The 20,672-nt window shown below is 73.1% G+C and carries 16 protein-coding genes and 2 pseudogenes; 14 read left to right on the top strand and 4 right to left on the bottom strand.

All coding sequences use genetic code 11. From position 1 onward, the window contains the following. Positions 1–409: 409 nt before the first annotated feature. Positions 410–1,429 carry a diiron oxygenase gene (locus HTV45_RS23300; protein ID WP_215207800.1) on the bottom strand — a complete coding sequence of 340 codons (1,020 nt, stop codon included), beginning with the start codon at positions 1,427–1,429 and terminating at the stop codon, positions 410–412. 289 nt (positions 1,430–1,718) lie between these two features. On the opposite strand from HTV45_RS23300, the gene HTV45_RS23295 reads away from it, so the two are divergent. From HTV45_RS23295 to HTV45_RS23250, 11 genes are all read left to right on the top strand, one after another. Continuing rightward, the gene (locus HTV45_RS23295; RefSeq protein ID WP_308309737.1) at positions 1,719–2,450 is read left to right on the top strand and encodes an alpha/beta fold hydrolase; all 732 of its coding nucleotides are present in this window, start codon (positions 1,719–1,721) and stop codon (positions 2,448–2,450) included. A gap of 73 nt (positions 2,451–2,523) precedes the next feature. Continuing rightward, on the top strand, positions 2,524–5,808 hold the full coding sequence (locus HTV45_RS34455) for an amino acid adenylation domain-containing protein (RefSeq protein WP_308309736.1): 3,285 nt from the start codon (positions 2,524–2,526) through the stop codon (positions 5,806–5,808). Continuing rightward, a complete protein-coding gene (locus HTV45_RS34450; protein WP_308309735.1) occupies positions 5,780–9,358 on the top strand; it encodes a condensation domain-containing protein in 3,579 nt (1,192 codons plus the stop codon). Before HTV45_RS34455 ends, HTV45_RS34450 begins: the two co-directional genes overlap by 29 nt. Further along, entirely contained in the window at positions 9,355–9,555 is a 201-nt protein-coding gene (locus HTV45_RS23285) for an MbtH family protein (RefSeq protein ID WP_215207798.1), read from the top strand. The genes HTV45_RS34450 and HTV45_RS23285 overlap by 4 nt, the downstream gene beginning before the upstream one ends. A gap of 90 nt (positions 9,556–9,645) precedes the next feature. Beyond that, complete coding sequence (locus HTV45_RS23280; RefSeq protein ID WP_215207797.1) at positions 9,646–10,785, top strand: glycine amidinotransferase; 1,140 nt, start codon at positions 9,646–9,648, stop codon at positions 10,783–10,785. 404 nt (positions 10,786–11,189) lie between these two features. Further along, positions 11,190–12,779 (top strand): ABC transporter substrate-binding protein, encoded by a 1,590-nt coding sequence (locus HTV45_RS23275; protein WP_215207796.1) that lies wholly within the window; start codon positions 11,190–11,192, stop codon positions 12,777–12,779. A gap of 20 nt (positions 12,780–12,799) precedes the next feature. Next, entirely contained in the window at positions 12,800–13,768 is a 969-nt protein-coding gene (locus HTV45_RS23270; RefSeq protein ID WP_251692608.1) for an ABC transporter permease, read from the top strand. A gap of 5 nt (positions 13,769–13,773) precedes the next feature. Next, positions 13,774–14,727: an ABC transporter permease gene (locus tag HTV45_RS23265; protein WP_251692607.1), complete on the top strand. Its 954-nt coding sequence runs from the start codon at positions 13,774–13,776 to the stop codon at positions 14,725–14,727. Next, positions 14,724–15,779, top strand: a complete 1,056-nt coding sequence (locus HTV45_RS23260) for an ABC transporter ATP-binding protein (protein ID WP_308309734.1) — start codon at positions 14,724–14,726, stop codon at positions 15,777–15,779. The genes HTV45_RS23265 and HTV45_RS23260 overlap by 4 nt, the downstream gene beginning before the upstream one ends. Further along, positions 15,772–16,461 (top strand): ABC transporter ATP-binding protein, encoded by a 690-nt coding sequence (locus HTV45_RS23255; RefSeq protein WP_215207794.1) that lies wholly within the window; start codon positions 15,772–15,774, stop codon positions 16,459–16,461. Before HTV45_RS23260 ends, HTV45_RS23255 begins: the two co-directional genes overlap by 8 nt. Before the next feature lie 66 nt (positions 16,462–16,527). Next, positions 16,528–17,079: a YciI family protein gene (locus HTV45_RS23250; protein WP_215207793.1), complete on the top strand. Its 552-nt coding sequence runs from the start codon at positions 16,528–16,530 to the stop codon at positions 17,077–17,079. Positions 17,080–17,101: 22 nt separating this feature from the next. On the opposite strand, the gene HTV45_RS23245 is transcribed toward HTV45_RS23250, so the two are convergent. After that, the gene (locus HTV45_RS23245; protein ID WP_308309733.1) at positions 17,102–18,121 is read right to left on the bottom strand and encodes a hypothetical protein; all 1,020 of its coding nucleotides are present in this window, start codon (positions 18,119–18,121) and stop codon (positions 17,102–17,104) included. Between the two features lie 271 nt (positions 18,122–18,392). Here HTV45_RS23245 and HTV45_RS23240 point away from each other — a divergent pair, with 271 nt between their 5' ends. Beyond that, complete coding sequence (locus HTV45_RS23240) at positions 18,393–18,902, top strand: hypothetical protein (RefSeq protein ID WP_215207792.1); 510 nt, start codon at positions 18,393–18,395, stop codon at positions 18,900–18,902. A gap of 174 nt (positions 18,903–19,076) precedes the next feature. Continuing rightward, a pseudogene (locus tag HTV45_RS23235) lies at positions 19,077–19,346 on the top strand (hypothetical protein); the annotation flags it as partial. A 288-nt stretch (positions 19,347–19,634) separates the two neighbouring features. Here the strand turns inward: HTV45_RS23235 and HTV45_RS23230 are convergent. Beyond that, complete coding sequence (locus HTV45_RS23230) at positions 19,635–19,985, bottom strand: hypothetical protein (protein WP_215207790.1); 351 nt, start codon at positions 19,983–19,985, stop codon at positions 19,635–19,637. Between the two features lie 83 nt (positions 19,986–20,068). On the opposite strand from HTV45_RS23230, the pseudogene HTV45_RS34445 reads away from it, so the two are divergent. Beyond that, positions 20,069–20,197 (top strand): annotated as a pseudogene (locus HTV45_RS34445) (short-chain dehydrogenase); the annotation flags it as partial. 37 nt (positions 20,198–20,234) lie between these two features. Here the strand turns inward: HTV45_RS34445 and HTV45_RS23225 are convergent. Next, entirely contained in the window at positions 20,235–20,630 is a 396-nt protein-coding gene (locus HTV45_RS23225) for a hypothetical protein (RefSeq protein ID WP_215207789.1), read from the bottom strand. Positions 20,631–20,672 lie beyond the last annotated feature (42 nt).

Genomic DNA, 20,672 nt, shown 5'->3' with positions numbered 1-20,672 from the left:
TGGGCCGAAGACGCCGCGCCGGGACGCTGCCCGGCGACAGCGAGCCGGCCCGGGGCCGTTCACGCGCCGTCGGTGAGCGCCGCACCCGGTGGGCGTCCGCGTGAAGCAAGCGGCGCCGCCTGGACCTCACGCTCGCGCTGCTCGGTGACGGCCGAGACTGTTCTTCCCCGACGAACCGACCGCCGGGCTCGGCCCCGAGGGCCGCCCGGGACCTGAGAGCCGGCGAGCGGGTCGCGCGAGCGCGGGACGACCGTGCCGCTCACCACGTACTGCCCCGAAGAGGCCGAGCGGCCGGCCCCGGTGTGGCCGCGGCCGGGGCGCCGGCGTGCCACAGCCCTCGGGGAGGGCACGGGGGTCCCGTCCCGGGGCGCGCCCCGGGACGGAGCGGCCGGAGCGGCGGCCGACGGGCTCAGCGGACCGCGGCGATCGTCTCCGCGCGCACCAGGTTCTCCGCGATCAGGAGTTCCTTCACCTTCTCCGACAGCATGCCCAGCTGCCGCAGCACATGGATGACCTGCTGGAACAGCAGCTGCCGGTACGTGGCCATCATCGGGTTGGTCCGCGCGAACTGCACACCCAGCTCCACGTCCAGGTCCATGCGCTCCCACAGCTCCCGCAGCATGAACCGGCGCGACATCAACCGGATCGCCTCCAGCAGGAAGTCCTCCCGGTCGCGCAGCTCCGCCGAGGTCACCTGCTGGTACATGCCGGTGAGGGCGGTGACGCCGAAGGCGATGTGCCGGGCCTCGTCGCTCGCCACCATCCGCGTGATCTGGCGGATCAGGGGGTCGCCGAAGCCGCTGCTGGCCAGCCGGAGCCCGGTGATGGCCAGGCCCTCCATGACCACCTGCATCCCGAGGTAGACGATGTCCCAGCGCGACTCCGACAGCACGTCGTGCAGCAGCGTCCCCAGGCCCGGGTTGACCGGGTACACCACGCCCAGCTTCTCGTCGACGTAGCGCGCGAACGCCTCCACGTGCCGTGCCTCGTCGGCGACCTGGGAGGCGGCGTAGGTCTTCGCGTCCATGTCGGGCACGGTCTCGACGAGCCGGGCCGTCGTCACCAGCGCACCCTGCTCCCCGTGGAGGAACTGGCTGCACATCCACGCCTGGTACTCCCACCGGAACCGGGTGAGCAGCTCCCGGGGCACCGGGCTGCCCTCGCCGATGACGAACGAGGCGAGTCTCGCGCCGTTCTCCTCGGCCAGTTCGGAACCGAAACGGACGTCGTGGTCCCAGTCGATGTCGGTCGTGGCGTTCCACTGGGAGGCCTTGTTCTTCTCGTACAGGCTCCACACACGGCTGTCGCGCTTGCCGTAGTCCCAGTTCAGGAAGGTCCGGGTGAGGCTCTCCACCTCCATGAGCTCCGCCTTGACGGATTCCAGGGTGAAGAACGTCGGGTCGGCTGCCTCGTCAGGAAGGGCGGTCATCGTGAAGGAGATCCCCTCGGGGGCGCAAGAACAGGACTGTTCCGCAGATCCTCGTCACCGGGCGTTCCCGCAGGCCAGGCAGACGCCGGGCAACTGGGCGGCAGAGGTGTTGCCGGTCGGTGTGCCTGGCCCCGCCGCCACCGGCCGCCCACCATCGTCCCCGCGGGTCACCGCCCGAAGGACGACCGGCCGACGAAGGAGCGGGATGCGAACCGACGCCGCCGCACGACCCTTCCACCCTGCGCACACCCCGACGCGCGGTGTGGGCAGTCCGTGGATCGTCGGCCGGGTGACAGCACCCGATGCCCGCCTGAGGCTGATCTGCCTGCCGCAGGCGGGCGGGAGCGCCGCGTCGTTCGCGCCCTGGCGGCTCACCCCGCCGCCGGGCATGGAGCTGGCCACGGTGGAACTGCCCGGCCGGGGCGTCCGCAGCGCCGAGCCGGTGCCGGAGACCCTGGAGGAGCTGGCCGACGCCGTGCTCGACGGCATAGCCGGCGAACTCCGCGCGCCGTACGCGCTCTTCGGCCACAGCTTCGGCGCCCTGATCGGCTACGAACTCGCCGTCCGCATCCGCCGCCGCGGCCTCACCCCGCCCGCCGCGCTGCTCGTCTCCGCCTCCCGCCCTCCGCACGCCCAGGTGCTCCGGCGGATCACCGACCACGACGACGAGGGCCTGCTGAGCTGGCTGGAGGGGTTCGGCGGCTTCCCGCCCGAACTGCGCCGCTACCCGGCGTATCTGAGGTACGCCGTGCGCACCGTCCGCCGCGACCTGGCGCTGGCCGAGGCGTACACCGCCCCGGACCCCGAGCCCGCCGGCTGCCCCCTGCACGTGTTCGGCGGCGCCGACGACACGCTGGTCGGCCCGCGACGCCTGGAGAGCTGGCGGGACTGCGCCGACGACGACTTCACCCTGCGGATGCTCCCCGGCGGACACGACTTCCCGTTCACCCACGCCGGGCCCATGCTCGACGCCCTCGGGCGGGCTCTCGGCCCGCTCACCCGGCCGGCCTCCCGTTCCTGACCCGCCGGCCGGCCCCGCCCTGGGCGAGCGCGTCGCCGTACCCGCCGCCGACCCCTTCCGGGAAGACCTCACAGTGAAGACCAACGCTGCCCCGCAGGACCGCCGGCTGTCGCAGCCGGCGCCGCAGAGCACGGCTCCGTCGCCGATCGAGGCCGCGCTGCCCGTCACCCCGCTGCAGGAGGGCATGCTCTTCCATGCCCTGTACGACCCCGAGGGCGCGGACGTCTACACCGTCCAGGCCCCGTTCGAGCTGACCGGCCGGCTCGACGCCGACGCGCTCAGGGCCGCGTGCGCGGACACGCTCGCCCGGCACACCGCGCTGCGGGCCGGTTTCCGCGAGCGCGCCGGCGGGCAGCCCGTACAACTGGTCCGCCGCACCGCGGTCACGTCCTGGACCGCCCTCGACCTCGCGGGCGAGGAGGACGAGGTCCGCGCCGAGAGACTGGTCGCGTTCCTGGAGGACGAGCGGCGCCGCCGCTTCGACATGGCGGACCCGCCGCTGATCCGGTTCGCGCTCGTCCGGCTCGACGGCGACCGGCACGCGTTTGTGCTGACGTACCATCACATCCTGCTGGACGGCTGGTCGGTACCCCTGGTGCTGGAGGACCTGTTCACCCGGTACCACCACCACGCCGCGGGCGGCGGCACCGTCACCGGCGCCCCCCTGACCCCCCTCACCGACTACCTGCGCTGGCTGTCCCGGCAGGACCGGGCCGCCGCCGAGCGGGCCTGGAGCGAGGCGCTGGCCGGACTGGCCCGGCCGACACTCGTCGCGCCCGGGGCCGCCGAGGCCGGCGACGGAACGCTGCCCGGACTGGTCCGCGTCACCCTGCCCGAGGACACCAGCCGCGCGCTGGAACGCGCCGCGCGCCGGCACGGCCTCACCCTCAACTCCGTCGTCCAGGGCACCTGGGCGCTGCTGCTGGCGCTGCTCACCGGGTGCGACGACGTGGTGTTCGGGCAGACCGTGCACGGCCGCCCGGCCGACCTCCCCGGCGCCGACCGGATCGTGGGTCTGCTGATGAACACCGTCCCGGTACGGGTGCGGATCGACCCCGCGGAATCGTCGGCCGCGCTCTTCGCGCGGATCCAGGACGAGCAGCTCGCCCTCGCCGCGCACCAGCACCTCGGTCTGACCGACGTGCGGCGCCTGGCCGGCCACGGGCCGCTGTTCGACACCGCCACCAGCTTCGGGGACGCGCCCCTGGGCTGGGACGCCCTGCGCGACGCCGTCCCCGGCCTGCGCATCGCGCCCCTGCTGGAGGCCGAGGGGGAGGCGCCGGCCACCGCGACCGCCGACGCCGGTTCTCCCGGCGGGCAGGAGATCACCGGCGCGACGCACTACCCGCTGAGCGTCGTCGCCCTCGCCGGCCCCAGACTGAGCCTCCATCTCAGCTACCGCAGGGACGTGTTCGACGAGGACCGCATGGAGCTGATCGGCTCCCGACTGCGGCTGCTGCTCGACGGCTTCGCACAGGACCCCGCGGTTCCCGTCGCCCGGCTGCCCCTGCTCACCGCGGGAGAACGCCGGAAGGTGCTCGACGAGTGGGGCCGCGGCTCCGGGCGGGTCCCCCGGCTGGCGTCGCTGACCCGGCGGTTCGCGGAGCAGGTGCGTGCCACCCCGGACGCCCCGGCGGTGACCGACACCGGACGCGCGCTTGCCTACCGCCAGTTGGACGACGCGGCCGGCCGGCTGGCCCGGCTCCTGACCGAACGGGGCGTCACCCGCGGTGACCTGGTGGCCGTCGTGCTGCCGCGCGGCACCGATCTGATCGTGGCCGTGCTGGCCGCGCTGAAGGCCGGCGCCGGCTACGTGCCGGTCGACCCCGGACACCCGGCGGAGCGCATCGCCGACCTGCTCGACGACGCCGCGCCCGCGGCCGTGGTCTGCGCCGACGCCGGCCACCCCGCCCTCGCCGGGCGCGCGGCACCGGTCCCGCTCGGCGACCCGGCCGTACGGGCGGCGCTGGCGGCGTTCGACGCGCCCGCCCCGGACGTCGAGGTGCGGCCCGGGGACACCGCCTACGTGATCTACACCTCCGGCTCGACCGGCCGGCCCAAGGGCGTGGTCGTCGAGCACCGCACGGTCGACGGCTACCTCGCCTTCGCCCGCGCCGCCTACCCCGGACTGGCCGGCCGGGCGCTGGTGCACTCGCCGCCGTCGTTCGACCTCACCGTCACCGGCATTCTCGGCCCCCTGACCGCGGGCGGCCTGGTCCACGTCGTCGACCTGACCGACTTCGACGCCCCGGCCGGTGCCGGGGCCCGGCCGCCCGCCTTCGTCAAGGCCACCCCCAGCCATCTGCCGGTGCTCGTGGCCTCCTCCGACTGGTACTCGCCCACCGGGCAACTCGTCCTCGGCGGCGAGCAGCTGACCGGTGAGTCCCTCGCCGAGTGGCGCGCGGGCCATCCCGGCGTGACGGTCGTCAACGAGTACGGCCCCACCGAGGCGACCGTCGGCTGTACGGAATACCGCCTGGAGCCCGGCGATCCGCTGCCCCGAGGCGCGGTGCCCATCGGCGGCCCCGTTCCCGCCGCGCGGCTCTACATCCTCGATCCCTGGCTGCGCCCGGTCCCGGCGGGCCTCCCCGGCGAGCTGTACATCGGGGGTGACGTGCTGGCCCGGGGGTACGTCCGCCGCCCCGGACTCACCGCGGCCCGCTTCGTCGCCGACCCGTTCGGCGCGCCGGGAGCGCGGATGTACCGTACCGGCGACCTCGCGCGGTGGCGGCCGGACGGCGCCGCGGTCTACGCCGGGCGCACCGACGACCAGGTCAAGATCCGCGGCCACCGGGTCGAACTCGGCGAGGTCGAGGCCGTGATCGGCGCCGACCCCGCGGTCACCCGGGTCGCCGCGGCCGTGCGCGAGGACCGGCGGGGCACCGCCCGCCTGGTGGCGTACGTGGTGCCCGGCCCGGGGAGCGGCCTGTCCGGCCTGGCGGACCGCGTCGCCGAACGGCTGCCCGCCTACATGGTGCCCTCGTCCTTCGTCCCGCTGACCGAGCTCCCGCTCACTCCCAACGGCAAGGTCGACCGCGCCGCACTGCCCGCGCCCGAGGACGCCCACGAGCCCGAGCGGCCGGTCACGGTGCCGGTGCCGGACGCCGATCCGGGCCCGGACGCGTCGGCGGCGGGCCTGGCGGGTCTGTTCGGGCGGGTGCTGGGGCTGGACGCGGTGGGGGTGGAGGACGACTTCTTCGGCCTCGGCGGGGATTCGATCACGGTGATCCAGCTGGTGGCGCGGGCGCGTGAGGCGGGGGTGCGGCTGACGCCGAAGCAGGTGTTCACNGGAGGACGACTTCTTCGGCCTCGGCGGGGATTCGATCACGGTGATCCAGCTGGTGGCGCGGGCGCGTGAGGCGGGGGTGCGGCTGACGCCGAAGCAGGTGTTCACGCACCGTACGGCCGCCGCCCTGGCCGCCTCCCTCGCCGAGGTCACTCCCGGGAAGCCGGAGCCGGTGCCGGACGGCGTCACGGCGCCCGGTCCGGTTCCGGAAACCGCCGCGGGCGGTGACGCCGCCTCGTCGGTGGCGGGTCTGTTCGGGCGGGTGCTGGGGCTGGACGCGGTGGGGGTGGAGGACGACTTCTTCGGCCTCGGCGGGGATTCGATCACGGTGATCCAGCTGGTGGCGCGGGCGCGTGAGGCGGGGGTGCGGCTGACGCCGAAGCAGGTGTTCACCCACCGTACGGCCGCCGCCCTGGCCGCCTCCCTCGCCGACGCCGCGCCCGTGAGGACCGAACAGGAGCGCCCGGCCGCCGGTCCGCGACCCGGTCCGGTCACGGCCGGCTCGGTCACAGGCGGTCCGGTCACGGCCGCTCCGGTCACCGCCGGGCCGTGGCACGACCCGGCCCCCGTCGGCCTCGGGTCCGACACGGTCACCGTCATCCCCGCCACGCCCCTGATGCGACGTCTGCACGAGCACGGCGGCGGCTACGACGCCTTCCACCAGTCGACCCTGATGCGCGTCCCGCCCGGCCTCGGCACCGACCGGCTGCGCACCGCCGTGGACTGCGTCCTGGCCCGGCACCAGGTACTGCGCGGACGGCTGCGCGAGGACGGATCCCTTGCCGTGGACCCCGCCCCGTGGACCCCGCCGCGGGACACCGTACGGCGGGTCGACGTCTCGGCCGTCGCCGCCTCGGACGAGGCACTGCGGGACCGCATCGCCGCCTGCGCGGCGGAGGACGCCGACGCCCTCGCCCCACGCGACGGCGCCCTGCTGCGGGTCACCTGGTTCGACGCGGGGGAGGGGCTGCCGGGCCGGCTGCTCGTCACCGTCCACCACCTCGCCGTCGACGCGGTGTCCTGGCACATCGTGCTCATGGACCTCTACACCGCCTGGCACTCCGCCGCCTCCGGCAGCCCCGTGCGGCTCGACCCCGTGCCGCTGCCGCTCGCCGACTGGAGCGGCGCGCTGCACCGGGCGGCGCAGGGAGCGGACGTCCTCGCCGAACTGCCCCACTGGCGGGGAACACTGGACGCCGGCGGCCTCGCCCTGACCGGCACGCGCCTGTCGCCGTCCCGGGACATCCACGCCACCGCCGGCGAGCTGCGCCGCACCCTGCCCGAGGACCTGACCGCGCACCTGCTCGCCGCGGCGCCCGCCGCGCTCGGCGCCCGTACGCACGAGGTGCTGCTGACCGCCCTGGCCCTCGCCGTCTCCGCCCGGCACCGCCCGGACACCGAGGGCACCTCCGTCGTGGTGGACGTCGAGGGACACGGCCGCGAGCCGCTCGGGCAGGAGGCGGACCTGTCGGAAACCGTCGGCTGGCTCACTTCCCTCTACCCCGTCCGCATCGACCCCGGGATCCCCGGCTGGAGCCCGGGGGGCGCCGACCCCGCGTCCGACGACCGCCTCGCCGAGGCCGTGCGCCGGGTCACGGACCAGCTCGGCCGGGTGCCGCGGCACGGCGTCGGCTACGGACTGCTGCGCCACCTCAACCCCGGGACGGCGGCCGCCCTGGCCACCCTTCCGACACCTCAGCTGTGCTTCAACTACCTGGGCCGCCAGAGCGGTTCGGCGTCCGGGGACGAGGACTGGAGCGTGGCGCCCGAGTCCGGTGTCCTGCCGCTCGGCGCCGACCCGCGGATGCCGCTGACGCATGTCGTCGAGGTCAACGCCGCGGTCGAGGAGGGCCCGGACGGACCCCGGCTCGTCGCCCACTGGCGGTGGGCACGGCGCCTGCTGTCCGAGTCCGGGGCAGCGGAACTGGCGGACCTGTGGTTCGCGGCGCTGCGCGCCCTCGTCGCCCATGGCACCGCGCGGCCGGCCCGCGCCGCACGGGAGGACGCCGCCGAACGCTCCCGGCTCTCCGCCCGCGCCGGACGCCCCGTCGAACGGCTGCTGCCGATGACGCCCACACAGGAGGGGCTCCTCTTCCACGCCCGCTACGACAGCGACGACCTCGACGTCTACACCGTGCAGATCGCGATGGAGACCCAGGGCCCGCTGGACGTCGAACGGTTCCGGAGGGCCTGCGACGCCCTGCTGCGCCGCCACCCGGCGCTGCGTGCCGCCTTCCTCCAGCGGCGCTCGGGCGAGCCGGTGCGGGCGGTGGCGGAACACGTCAGGATGCCCTGGCAGGTCCACGACCTCACCGGTCTGGCCGGTCCGGAGCAGGACGCCCGCCGCGCAGAACTGCTGGACGCCGACCGGCACCGCCGCTTCGACCCCGCCGTGCCGCCGCTGATGCGCTGCACCGTGCTCGCGCTCGCCGGGGACCGGCACGAACTGGTGCTGAGCACGCACCATCTGCTCGTCGACGGCTGGTCCACGTCCCTGCTGCTGCGGGACCTGCTGGCGCTCTTCGACGGGAACGGGGACGCCGGGGACCTGCCCGCTCCCGGCAGCCCCGGCGGTCATGCGGACTGGCTCGCCGCGCAGGACCGGGACGGGGCACGCACCGCGTGGAGCGCGGCCCTGGCCGGTCTGCCCGCTCCCACCCTGGTGAGCCCGGGGCGCGACACCGCCCGCGTGCGGGTCCTGCCGAAGACCCTCACCCTGGAGTTGTCCGAGGCGGAGACCACCACCCTGTTCGACGCGGCCCGCGGCCACGGCGTCACACCCAACACCCTGGTCCGCGCGGTGTGGGCGCTGTGCCTGCACGACCTGACCGGGCAGCGGGACCTGGTCTTCGGCGCCGTGGTCTCCGGCCGTGAAGCCGGTCTGCCGGACGTCGCCGAGGCTGTCGGGATGTTCGTCAACACCGTGCCGGTCCGGGTGCGCCTGGACGCCGACGAGCCGGTGACGGACCTGTTGCGCCGCATGCAGGGCGAGCAGGCCGCGCTGCTGCCCCACCACCATCTCGCGCCGGCCGAGGTGCAGCGGGCCGTGGGCCGGGGTCCGCTCTTCGACAGCTGCGTGGTCTTCGAGAACTTCCCCCTGGCCCAGGGCCTGCCGAGCCCGGACGAGGGTCTGCGCCTGGTCGGACTGACGGGCCACGACGCCTACCACTATCCGATGAAACTCATGGTCGCGCCCGGCAGCAGGCTCCGGCTGGAGATCAGCCACCGCGCCGACCTCCTCGAGGACGGGACCGGTGAGCGGGCCGCCGCCCGGCTGCACGGGCTGCTGACCGCCCTTCCGCCGGCGCTCACCGCTCCGACCGGACGTTTCCTGTGCCCGCCCGTCCTCTCCGCGGCCTCGCGGGATGCCGGCACCCGGCGCCTGTGCGAGCTGGCGGCCGAGGTCCTCGGACGCACGGCCGTCGGCGCCGACGACGACCTGTTCGACCTCGGCTGCGACTCACTGACCGCGCTGCGCCTCACCGGCCGTATCGAGGCGGACACGGATGCCCGCCTCGACGTCTCGGCCGTTTTCCGCCACCGCACACCCAGAGCCCTCGCCGCGGCGCTCACCGCACGACGCGCCGACGCCGAAACCGCACCCACCGGGAGAACGACATGACCAACCCCTTCGACGACGAGGCCGGCACCTTCCACGTGCTCGTCAACGGCGAACGGCAGCACTGCCTCTGGCCCGCCTTCGCCCAGGTGCCGCCCGGCTGGGACGTCGTCCTGGCCGACAGCGACCGGCAGACCTGCCTGGACCACATCGAACGGAACTGGACCGACATGCGCCCGGCGAGCCTCGCCGACGCCTGACACGCACCACCCGCACCGCCGGCGCACCACCCGCACCGCACCACCCGCACCGCACTACCGCACCGCCCTCACAGACAGGTGACCGCACTGATGCAGAACGACTCCGTGGTCGTCAACTCCTGGAACGAATGGGATCCACTGGAGGAAATGGTCGTCGGCTCGGCCGACAACGCCTGCTTCGAGCCCACCGAGCCGGGCAGCCGGCCCGCCGTCCGCAACGCCCCCGGCACACCCTTCCCGTCCGGCCCGAAGTCCAAGGAGGCGATCGATCTCGCGGGCGAGGAACTCGACGGCCTGGTCCGCCTCCTGGAGTCCCAGGGCGTCACGGTCCGCCGCCCCGCCCCGCACGACTTCTCGCGCCCGCTCACCACGCCCGACTTCGAGGTCGAGAACCAGTACTGCTCGGTCTGCCCGCGCGACGTGATGATCACCTTCGGCAACGAGATCGTCGAGGCCACCATGTCGCGCCGGGCCCGGTACTTCGAGTACCAGCCCTACCGCTCACTGGTCTACGAGTACTGGAACGCCGACCCGCGCGTGCTGTGGACCACCGCCCCGAAACCCTCGATGGCGGACGGCATGTACCGCGAGGAGTTCTGGGACTGGCCGCTCGAACAGCGGCACGAGCGGATGCACGCCTTCGAGTTCTGCGTCACCCAGGACGAGATCGTCTTCGACGCCGCCGACATGAGCCGGCTGGGCCGGGACATCCTCGTCCAGGAGTCGATGACCACCAACCGGGCCGGCATCCGCTGGCTGAGGCAGCACCTGGAGCCACGCGGCTTCCGCGTCCACACCGTGCACTTCCCGCTGGACTTCTTCCCCTCCCACATCGACTGCACCTTCGTGCCGCTGCGTCCCGGCCTGATCCTCACCAACCCCGAACGCCCGCTGCGGGAGGGCGAGGAGAAGATGTTCCTCGCCAACGACTGGGAACTGATCGAGGTCCCGCAGCCGGTGCTGACCAACGACGAGATGCCGCGGTACTGCCAGTCGTCCAAGTGGCTGTCCATGAACGTGCTCAGCATCTCCCCGACCAAGGTCGTCTGCGAGGAGAACGAGAAGCCCCTCCAGGACCTGCTGGCCGGCCTCGGCTTCGAGGTCTTCACGGTGCCCTTCCGGCACGTCTTCGAGTACGGCGGTTCCCTGCACTGCGCCACCTGGGACGTCCGCCGCACCGGCACCCGCGAGGACTACTTCCCCCGCCTCGACTACACCCCTCTCGTCTGACACCGCGGGGCCGTCCGCGTCCGCGACACCGGACCTCCGCCCGGACCCTCCGGCAGCGGCCGTCCGCCCCTCCGCCCTCCGCCCGCGGCCCGCTCGTGCGGCCCCGCCGCCCTCGCCGCCCCCGCCGTCCGCGGGGGCGGCGTTCTCCGTGCGGAGCGAGGCCCGCACGCCATCGAGGGGGCCGGTCCGGCGCGCGTCGTCGACGAGCCGCACCCGCGCTCCGGTGCCCGTCGTCGACCGCCCGACGCCTCCCCGCCTCCGGTGCCGGGGGCCCCGGACCTGCGCGAGCGTGCCCATGGCGCCGCGGAGCGGTGCCGCGGGACTGAGGGGCCGCTGTCCTGGGCAGAACCTTGCTGCAATTAATATGCAACAGCGATATCCACGCACCATGGATGTGAGGTCCGATGACAACCCGACGAATACGGGGCGCCGCCGCAGCAGTGGCGATGGCCGGGGCGGTCACCGCCTGCTCGGCGCCGGGCAACGGCGGCGCGGACGGCGGTGCGGCCGCCGGATCCGTGGTGATCGGCGTCTCCAGCGAACCGGACACCCTCAGCCCGCTCCTCGGGTACGGCAAGGACGGCAACTCCAAGATCTTCGACGGACTCCTCGCCCGGGATGCCGACCTCCGCCTGAAGCCCGCGCTGGCGAAGGCCCTCCCCGAGATCGGCGACAACGGCCGCACCTACACCTACACCCTGCGCGACGGCGTGAAGTTCAGCGACGGCGAGCCGCTGACCGCCGACGACGTGGTGTACACCTACCGCACGGTCCTGGACGACAGGACCAACAACACCGCCAAGAGCGAACTGGACGCCATCAAGGAGGTCAGGGCGGACGGCGACGACAAGGTCGTCTTCACCCTCGACTACCCCTACGCCGCCTTCGCCGCCCGCACGGTCCTGCCCGTCGTCCCCGAGCACATCGCCGGCGAGCAGGACCCCAACACCGGCGACTTCAACACGAAGCCGGTCGGCACCGGTCCGTACGTCCTCGCCGGCTGGAGCAAGGGCGAGAAGCTCACCTTCAAGGCCAACCCGGACTACTGGGGCGGCGCTCCGAAGGTGAAGAAGCTCACCATGGCGATCATCGCCGACGACGACGTCCGCGCCACCCGGCTGCGCTCCGGCGACCTCGACGGCGCGACCCTGCCGCCCAACCTCGCCGCCACCTTCAAGAGCGACGACGGCAAGAAGACGTACCGGGCGACGTCGTACGACTTCCGCGCGGTCAGCCTCCCCACCGGCAACCCCGTCGCCGGCGACACCGCGGTCCGCCGCGCCCTCGACCTCGCAGTGGACCGCCGGGCGATGGTCGACAAGATCCTCGACGGCGCCGGCCGCCCCGCCTACGGCCCCCTCCCCCTCGACGACGACTGGTTCGCCGAGGACGTCGAGCGCTCCCAGGACCTCGCCGAGGCCGGCCGCGTACTGGACCGGGCCGGCTGGAAGGCCGGCAAGGACGGCGTCCGCGCCAAGGACGGCCGCCCCGCCCGCTTCACCCTGTACTACCCCTCCGGCGACAAGGTCCGCCAGGACCACGCCCTCGCCTACGCCTCCGACGCCAAGAAGGCCGGCATCGACGTCCAGGTCGAGAGCGCCACCTGGGAGGTCATCGAGCCCCGGATGAAGCACGACGCCGTTCTCGCCGGCTTCGGCAGCACCGGCGACCCCGACTTCGGCCTCTACACCCTGCTGCACTCCTCCCTCGCCGGGGACGGCTTCAACAACATGGCCCTCTACGACAACCCGGCCGTGGACAAGGCCCTCGACACCGCCCGCCGCAGCCAGGACACCCCGGTCCGCGAGGCCGCCTACGACGACCTCCAGCGCGCCCTCGTCAAGAACCCCGGCTACACCTTCCTCACCCACATCGACCACATGTACGTCCTCGACGACCGCTGGAAGGGCCTCACCACCCAGACCGAACCGCACGAGCACGGCTTCGCCAGCGGCCCCTGGTGGAACGTCGAGGACTGGCAGCCCAAGGCATGACACGCGCCCCCTGGAGAGCCATGGCACGGCTCACGGCACGGCGTGCGCTGTACGCCGTGCCGGTACTCCTCGTCGTCACCTTCGGTGTGTTCGCCGTCGCCGCCGCCTCCCCCTTCGACCCCGTCAGGGGGTACGCGGGCACCGCCGCGCTCGGCGCCGACCAGGAGACCCTGGACCGGCTGCGGGAGAACCTCGGTGCGGACCGGCCCTTCACCGCCCGCTGGTGGGACTGGATCACGTCCGCGCTCGGCGGCGATCTAGGTCAGTCCACCGTCATGCGCCAGCCGGTGGCCGAGGTCATCGGCGAACGCCTGGTCTGGTCGACGCTGCTGTGCGCCGTCGCGTTCGCCGTCGCGGTCCTGCTCGGCACCGTGCTCGGCGTCCTCGCCGCCCGCCGCCCCGGCTCCCTCCTCGACCGTGCCGTCACCTCCCTCGCGTACTCCCTGGAAGCGGCCCCGGTCTTCTGGATCGCCCTGCTCGCCGTCTGGCTGTTCGCCCTCAACCTGGACGTCCTCCCGGCCGGCGGCCTCACCGACACCGGCAGCGACCGGGTCACCTTCGGCCAGGTCACGAGCCACCTGATCCTGCCCGCCGGAGTGCTCGCAGCCTCCCAGCTGCCCTGGTTCACCCTGTACGTCCGACAGGGTGTCGGCGACGCCCTCGCGGAGGACCCCGTACGCGGGGCCAGGGCCCGCGGCCTGAACGAGCACACCGTCCTGCTCGGCCACGCCCTGCGCTCCGGACTGCTGCCCGTGCTCACCCTGATCGGCTCCCGCGTGCCCGAACTCATCACCGGCGCGCTGCTGGTGGAGAGCGTCTTCAGCTGGCCGGGCATCGCCGCGGCCACCGTGGAGGCGGCCACCGCCGTCGACTTCCCGCTGCTGGCCGCGCTCACCACCCTCGCCACCGCCGCGGTCCTCGCCGGGAACCTGCTCGCCGACCTGCTCTACGGACTGATCGACCCGAGGGTGAAGCTGAATGAGATGTGACTCCCATGGCTGACACCACCACCGAGAAGACGGACGCCACCGAGAAGACGGACGCCGCGAAGACGAACACCGTGCGGAAGGCGGACGCCGCCGGGGACGCGACGGCGTGGCGCTCGCACGGCACCGCCCGCCGCTCCACCCACACCCTCCGGCTGCGCGTCTCCGCCGCCCTGGTCGCCGTGACGGTCCTCGCGGTCCTGCTCGTACCGCCCGTGGTCCAGCTCGACCAGCAGGCCGTCGACCTGGCCGCCAAACTCCTGCCGCCGAGCTGGTCCCACCCCTTCGGCACCGACGACGTGGGCCGCGACCTGCTCCTGCGCTGCGTCTACGGGCTCAGGGTGTCGCTGCTGGTGGGCGTGGTGGCGGCGCTCACCGCCACCGTGATCGGCACCGCCGTCGGCGCCACCGCAGGCGCGCTCGGCGGCTGGGCCGACCGCTTGATCATGCGCGTGGTCGACACCCTGTCCTCCGTCCCGCACCTGCTGCTCGGCATCTTCATCGTCGCCATGTTCCGGCCGGGTGTCTGGCCGGTGGTGATCTCCGTCGCCCTCACCCACTGGCTGTCCACCGCCCGTATCGTCCGCGCCGAGGTCCTCTCGCTGCGCTCGCGCCCCTACATCGACGCGGCCGTCTCCGGAGGGGCCTCCCGGTGGCGGGTCACGGTGCGCCATCTCCTGCCCGGTGTCCTGCCCCAGGCCGGCCTCGCCGCCGTCCTGATGGTCCCGCACGCCATGTGGCACGAATCGGCGCTGTCCTTCCTGGGCCTCGGCCTGCCCACCCACACCGCGAGCCTCGGCACCCTCATCCAGGGCGCCCGCGGCTCCCTGCTCGCCGGGCAGTGGTGGCCCACGCTCTTCCCCGGCCTCTTCCTGATCATCCCCACCCTCGCCATCGCCGGCCTGGCCGGTGTCTGGCGGGAACGGATCAACCCACGCCGCCGATCGGAGCTCATGCTGTGACGACCGAGCGACCTTCCGTGCTGTCGGTCCGCGGACTGTCCGTGCGTTTCCTGCTGCCCGGCGGACGCCGCGTCGCCGCCGTCACCGACGCGCACTTCGACGTGGCGCCGGGGGAGTGCCTGGCCCTGATCGGCGAGAGCGGCTGCGGCAAGTCCGTCCTGGCCTCCGCCCTGCTCGGTCTGCTCCCGGCCAACGCCCAGACGGCGGGCAGCGCGCTGCTGGGTCCCGTTCGCCGAGCCCCCGCGCCGGCCCCCGGCGGGAAGGTGCCCCCGGCCGGGCGCGACGTCGCGCCCGGCCTGGACCTGCTCACCGCCGGCGAACGCACCCTCGCCCGCACCGTACGCGGCCGCCGCATCGGCCTCATCCCGCAGAGTCCCGCCGCCCACCTCACACCCGTGCGCACGATCCGCTCCCAGATGGAGGAGGCGGTCGCCCAGCTCACCGGCGCCCGCGGCCGTACGGCTCTGCGGGCGGCCGCCGAACGGGGCGCCGAACGCGCCGGGTTCCCCGCGGACCACCTCGATCGCCACCCCCATGAACTCTCCGGCGGCCTGGCCCAGCGTGCCGCCACGGCCCTCGCCCTGATCGGCGACGCCCCCCTGCTGCTCGCCGACGAGCCGACCACCGGCCTGGACCGTGACCTCGTGGACCGCACCGTCGACGAACTGCGGCGTCATGTCGACGCCGACGGCGACCGCGCCCTGCTGATGATCACCCACGATCTGGCGGCGGCGGAACGCATCGCCGACCGGGTGGCGGTCATGTACGCGGGCCGCATCGTCGAACTGACCGACGCGGCCGCCTTCTTCGGCTCCCCCGGGCCTCGCCACCCCTACAGCCGGGGACTGCTGGAGGCGCTTCCCGACCGGTCCTTCACCCCCGTCCCCGGGCTGCCCCCCGAACTCGGTGACCTCCCCGACGGCTGTGCCTTCGCCCCCCGTTGCGACCGTGCCACGGACCTCTGCACGACCCTCCCGCCCCTCACGGGTCCGGTCGCCTGTCACCACCCGGTCCCCGACCCGGCCCGCACCCCGGAGGCCACCCGTGCTTGAACTCCGTACCGTCACCGCCGGCTACGACCGCCGCGACCCCGTCGTACGCGACGCGAGCCTCACCGTGACCCCCGGTGAGGCCGTGGGCCTGCTGGGGCCCAGCGGCTGCGGCAAGTCCACCCTCGCGAAGGTCGCCGCCCTCCTCCACCGCCCGGACTCCGGGACCGTCGTCCTCGACGGCGTCCCCGTCCACCGCTACCGCCACCGGGCCCCCCGCGACCGGCGCACCACCATCGGCGTCGTCTTCCAGCAGCCCCGCCTCGCCGCCGACCCCCGTCTGCGCCTCACCGACCTGATCGCGGAACCCCTGCGGGCGACCGGCCGACGCGCATCGGTCCCCGCCCGCGTGGCCGGACTCGCCGGAACGGTCGGCCTCACCCCGGACCTGCTCATCCGCCGCCCCCACGAGGTCAGCGACGGCCAGCTGCAACGCGCCTGTCTGGCTCGCGCGCTGGTGCTGCGCCCCCGCTGGCTCATCTGCGACGAGATGACGGCGATGCTCGACGCGTCGACCACGGCCGCGCTGGTGCGTGTCGTCGAGGACTACCGCGCCGCCACGGGAGCCGGCCTGCTGGCCGTCGGCCACGACCAGACGCTCCTGAACCGCTGGTGCGACCGCACGGTCCACTGGGACACGGTGACGGCGACACCGACCGTGACCGCGACGAAGGCACCCGCCTGAACGGAACACCGCTGCCCCGACCGGTCGCGTGCGTACAGTCGGCCCCAGGCATCTCGAAGGGAACCCATGGAGTTCTTCTGCTACCACCGGGACAGGCCCGGATCCCTGCCCCTGCGCGAGGAACTGGGCGAGGAACACTGGTCCTACATGGACGGGTTCGCCGAGCGGCTGATCGCCCGCGGCCCGACCTTCGCCGACGACGGCGAGACACCCACCGGCAGCGTCCACATCGTCGGTCTCCCGGACCTGGGGGCGGCTCGCGCGTTCGCGTTCGACGAGCCGAACCATCAGGCGGGCGTGTACCGGGACGTACTGCTGCGCCGCTGGGACAACGTACTGGGCCGGACCATGTGGGACTTCCCCGGCGGCCGGACCGGCGGCAACCGCTACCTGGTGCTGGGCCTCGGCCCGGACCGGACCGCGGACCCCGAGGCGCCGACCGCCGACCGGGACGAACTGATCCTGTACGGACCCCTGTTGTCCGACGACGGCACGGCCTGGCTGGGTACCGCGGCCCTGGTCCGCGCACCCGACCGGCGCACGGCCCGGGCCGTCCTGGCCGCGGACCGGTACGCCGTCGTCGAGGTCCACGACTGGGAGTTCGGCGGCCGCAGGTGACGCCCGCGGCGCGCCGGCCCCGCTAGAACTCGCCCCCTCCGAAGCCCTCCTCACCGACCGGCCTCATGCCGCCGAGGAGGCCCGACATGATCTCGTCGATGCGCACCTCGGTGGCACCCGCCGGAGCCGTCGCCTTCTCGCCCTTGCCGATGCGCAGCACCAGCGCCAACTTCTTGACCTTCGCCTTCTCCGCGAGCTTGGAGAGGTCGACGGAGACCTCGGTCAGCTCGCCGTTCTTCAGCGTGAAGTCGGCGGTGACCTTCTTGTTCGGCGCGTCCTTGAACTCCTTGGCGGTGGGCAGCTCCGGTGCCCCGGGCAAGTCCTTCTGCAGCGGACGGATTTCGTCGAACAGCTCGGTGATCAGCGTACGGAACGGCGCCGTGGCCTTGACGTGCTCCGTACCGTCCGATCCGCCGGAGGTCGTGAAGTCGACCTGCTCGGCGAAGACCTGCCGCAGCGCCTTCGTCAGCTTCTTCTGCGTCCTGGCGTCGAGGCTGGGCTCCGCCGCAGGCTCGCCGCCGGGGCCCCGGGCCCCCGACATCTCGTCGCGGGTCTCTTCCAGCTCCTTCATCGAGAGCTTGAGCCACTCACCGGCGAGGAGCTTCTTGAACGCACCGGCCTCAGCGGGCAGTTCGTCGGCGGGCGGCATGGGGCTGCCCGCCATTTGCCCGAGCGCCTCCGCGTCGACGCGGACGTAGAGGTGGACACCGACCATCCGGTACTCGAGCAGATCACCGTCAGGGCCGCTGAACTTCACCGCCATGGCGGTGAAGTCCTTCTCGTCGGACTTGTCGATCGGCTTCTTCGAGTGCACGGAGAAGGAGATCCGCGCGTCACTGAGCAGCTCGGCGACCTCGTCGGGCATCTCCTCGCCCGGCTCCGACGACTCGGCGTCCAGCGCCTTCAGCGTGGCCGCGTCGGCGTCCAGGTCCAGCTCGAACGAGAGCGAGCGGGCGTCGCCGAGCTTGGTGAAGGCGTTGTCCAGCTTCTGCCCGGCGGACAGGTTCTCCACGGTGCCGCAGGCGGCGGAACCGGCCAGCACCGCGGTGGCGACGGCGGTGGCGGTCAGGGTCTTGCGTATGGCGGAAATGACGTACTCCTCGTGAAAACGACCAGCCTGGTCGATGTAGGAGACCGATCAAAGCATCGAACGGTTGTACGCGGTACGTGAATTGTTTGCGAGGAGTCCGCGCGAGCGAGAGTCCCGTCGTGTCCCCGAAGCGCTTACCCCCGCGGCACGGTGCGGCGCGGACGTCGGCCGTCGCCGTTCCGGCCCGACATCAAATCGACCGCGGATGGGCATATCTGAAAACATGTCCACACATGCGATGCCTTCGCCCGGAGTGCAGGTCTGCTCCCTCAAGCGGGACACCCCGCAGTCGGTCCCGGCGAACAGCCCCTACACCGTCATCAGGTTCCCGTTCGGGGCCGCCGAGTCCACCGACCGCTTCGCCATGCACCAGGTCAACCAGCCGGACGGCCATGTCGTCACCAGCTGGGACACGGACGAGCGCTCAGGACTGATATGGCCCAGCACGGCCGGCTGGGGCACCCTGTACGCGATGATCCAGTGGGAGGCGGGGGGCTACGACGAACTGCGGGACCAGTTCGTCCGGGACCCGCTCGGTCTCACCCCGTCACCCAACGACACGACGGCGACGGAACACCGGCCGCCCAGCCCCGGCATGCAGTGCTGGACCAAGCAGTGGGGCATCTTCGTCGACCCGGCCGTCCCGCTCGCCCTGCGCGCGACCCACGACGACAGTGTGACGCGGAAGGTCGTCCTGGCGGAGTTCAAGCTGGTCGTCCACGAGGCCGCCTGACGCTCCGGCGGCGGGAGGCGGAGCCGCGGGGAAAGCCCGTCGTCACCGAGAGGGCCGAAGGGCCCGGGACGACGGGCCCCCGTTCGCTTACGGTGCCCGAGTGCCCTCCACGTCCCTCCCCCCGTCCCCCCGGCTCGCCGGACTGACACCGGCGCGTCTGTCCCCGGCTACTTCGCCCTCGTCATGGCCACCGGCATCCTCTCCGTAGGCTGCCAACTGGGCGGCTGGACCCCGGTGGCGCAGTCGCTCCTCGTCCTCACCGGCGTCGAGTACGCCCTGCTGGTCGTCCTCACCGTCCGGCGCTTCGTCACGCACCGCCGTGAACTCACCGCCGACGCCCACGACGCCCGCAAGGCGTTCCTCTTCTTCACCTTCGTCGCCGGCACCGACGTCTTCGCCACCGGCAACCGCACTTCCGCCGATGTGATCACGCGCTGGTGTTGACCAGCTCGGCCCGGACGGTCTTGCGCCGCGCTGCGTGGACGACAGCAGCTGGGTGAAGGTGCCGATAGGGGCGCCCACTGGGGATGTTGCGTGGTTCATGCCGTCAGACTGACGGTCGGGTGTGGGCGGGGGCGAGTGCCGCCCCCCCGTACGCGGAGTGACCGTACGGCGGCGGAGGGGAGTCGGTGCGCTTGCGGAGCGGGCGTGTGCGAGGTAGTTGGGGAACGGGCCATGAAGCGAGCGGGCCGCACCCCGGAGCGGGGTGCGGCCGGGTGTGCGCTTTTGGTGTCAGTGGGCCGAGGACCTGGGGTTCCTCGGCTCTTGGCTGGAGATTGCGGTGTGCTCCGGGCTCTGGGCGGGGGCGGGGAGGCGGTCCGTGGAGGAGGGGGTGGCGAAGACCTCGTCGAGGGTGGTGGCGTCGATGGCGCGGTCGAACCAGAGATCCAGGAGCGGCATGTCCGTGCAGGTGGTGACGTGCTGTCGGGTCTCCTCCGTCAGCGAGAAGCCGCGGCGCTCCATCAGGCGCAGCAGCTGCTCGGCCTTTCCTGCCACGCGTCCTTCCTCGCGTCCTTCTTCCTGTCCTGCGAGGCGGGCGTCGCCCACGATGGTGCCCCGCCTGGGGAGGAAGAGGGTTTCCATCAGGTTCCTCCAGATTTTCCGGGCGTGTTCGCTGCCCAAGCCGTCCTCGATCAGTCCCGCCAGGTCGTCCCGGCAACCGGAGCGAGACCCGGGGTTGCCCGGATCCGGTCACTTCCGCCCCCGCCTCCCACGACCGGGCCGTTCGGCAGCGTCTGCGGACCGTCTCCGAGGAGCTCACCGGGGTGACGTTTCCCGTGCCGGTGAAGCGATGACTCAACGGCGTGCCGCCGGGTGGGACGGCCGGGGCGCCTACGGTGCCGTGGCCTCGGACACGGCGTAAACGATGCTCAACGCCATGGCGTCGAAGTTCTCCCGGAAGAAGCTGGTCCTGTTGTAGAACCCTTCCTCCGAGAATCCCCTGTTCGACAGGAACATCGGGGCGATGGCCGTGATCGCGGCATGGATGACGTGCAGTTCGCGGGCGGTCAGGGTGAACTCCCGGGGGGTTTTGTGGTCGCCCTGGAGCCGGTCGCACAGCCGGCGGACCTCTTCGCGATCCGCGCCGAGCTGTACGACCAGGGCCTCGTCCGTGGAGGCCCAGTCGTCGAGTATCCCCAGCGCGTGGCACATCAGGTCCGTCTGCGTCGCCGTGAGCCGTCCGTGGAACGCCTCACCGTCCCTGGTCAGCTTGATCCGTGTCCTCATCGCGGTCAGTGTCTCCCGACCGGCCCACTGGGGGCGAGAGCT

Origin of the sequence: Streptomyces sp. CHD11 (genome assembly GCF_018638295.1) — a bacterium.
Taxonomy (GTDB): Bacteria; Actinomycetota; Actinomycetes; order Streptomycetales; family Streptomycetaceae; genus Streptomyces.
Note: the sequence above shows the minus strand (reverse complement) of the source record. Positions and strands in the feature narration are given on the sequence as shown.